Below are 1,543 nucleotides of genomic sequence, written 5' to 3'. Positions count from 1 at the left end.
TGAACTGCCGCGCCGTCATGAACGCCGGCACGTGGCCACTGACCCGCAGGCCTTTCTCATGTGCGCGCTGGATGATCGCCGGCACCAGCTCGGGTTTGACGGAGCTGTACACCTTGATGCCCTGATAACCAAGCTTGGCGTAGTTATCGACGGCGTCGCGTGCCTTGGCTTCAGTGTCGACCAGCACTGGCGTGGGACCCGCGAACGGGCCAGGGCCGTCGATGATTCCATGCATGAAAATCCGCGGCCCGATTTCTTGGCCGGCTTCGATACGTTTCTTCAGCCCGAGTAGATTGTCGGTGTCACTGGCGAGATCTCGCACGGTTGTGACGCCAGCAGCTAGGTGCTGCACGCCTTCGTCTTCGCCCAGGTGAACGTGCATGTCCGCCAGGCCAGGCAGCAATGCGCGCCCGCGAGCGTCGATGCGTTCGATGTTGGCGGGGATAGTGACTTTGCCGTCGGCGCCGACCGCTTTGATGCGATTACCTTCGACCAGCACGGTCGAGCCCGGCGTGGATTTGCCCGTTTGCGAGTCGAAGAGGTTGGCGTTGACGATGGCCAGCGCGCCGCCTTTGGGCTGGCGAGTCAGTGCCTTCGCGTTCTCCAACATGCGAGCGTTGACGCGGGCGTTCTGGATTTCCAGCAGCTTGGGGGCGGTGGCCTCCCAGCCTTCCAGGATGAAAGCCGACCAGCTGCTGACGGCGGCGAAGAAACTGCCGTCTTCGTTGAGCCAGACCACTTCCGGAGAGAAGCCAAGGCCGCTGATTTCGTAGCTGGTGACTTTTCTCGGTGAGCCGGTTGGCGACTCTACTGTGGTCGAGTCGCTTTTTCTTAGGGCGGCTTGACCTTCGGGGAGCAGGGTTAGCTTTTGATCTTTCGCTTTCAACAGCGCGTTGGCGAGGATGGCGGTTTCCTCTGGCACGCTTTGCAGACTGAGATAGAACGCCGGGGCTGTGAGCTTTCTCTCGCCTTTCTCTGCGTCGTTTTGCCAACGGGCGGTGACTTGGTCCAGTGTGAAAGTTTCTTTCACTGCGACTTTCAGATAATCGTTGCCAGTGGTTTGGACGGAAGTGGGCAGGCCCTCTTGGTTGAGCCTTATTCTCGTCGTGAGCTTCGGACCGCGGCCACGGTCGTTGAATTCGAATGTGACTTCTCTCGTGCCGTCGGCGGTGGTGGTGGCGGTTTGTATACCGGCTTTGTTCCCACCCAAAATCACCGTGTGCTTAGTCGTCGCCGCGACTACCGGCGTCATTGTCAGCAAAGCAATCAAAGCTATTGCGGCTGATGCCATTTTTTTTGACATGCTTTTTTCCTTTGCCTTCGGCGTTGCTGGGTTTGGAGTTTGCCTGCAGCGTTGGCTGTCGCCAAGGTTTCGGAGGTAGGAGGCGTCGGTGGCTGGCAGCGCCTGGGGGGAGGGATGTCCTCCCGGCACCGCTGCACCCGCCGCTCCACGCAGACGCGTGTCGCTGCGCTTGTACATCCATGTAGCGCTATGGGACCGACATCCATGTCGGATCCAATTGCCGGGAGAACATCCCTCCCC

At 59.9% G+C, this 1,543-nt stretch carries 1 protein-coding gene; it reads right to left on the bottom strand.

Going from position 1 to position 1,543, the window contains the following annotated elements; genetic code table 11:
* Positions 1-1,252, bottom strand: a 1,252-nt coding sequence (locus JNL55_RS13400) for an amidohydrolase family protein (protein ID WP_415923070.1), incomplete at its 3' end; no start/stop codon positions are given.
* Positions 1,253-1,543 lie beyond the last annotated feature (291 nt).

This window comes from Steroidobacter sp. (genome assembly GCF_016790065.1).
GTDB lineage: Bacteria > Pseudomonadota > Gammaproteobacteria > Steroidobacterales > Steroidobacteraceae > Steroidobacter.
The sequence above is the reverse complement of the archived record's forward strand: the minus strand, read 5'-3'. Positions and strand labels throughout refer to the sequence as shown.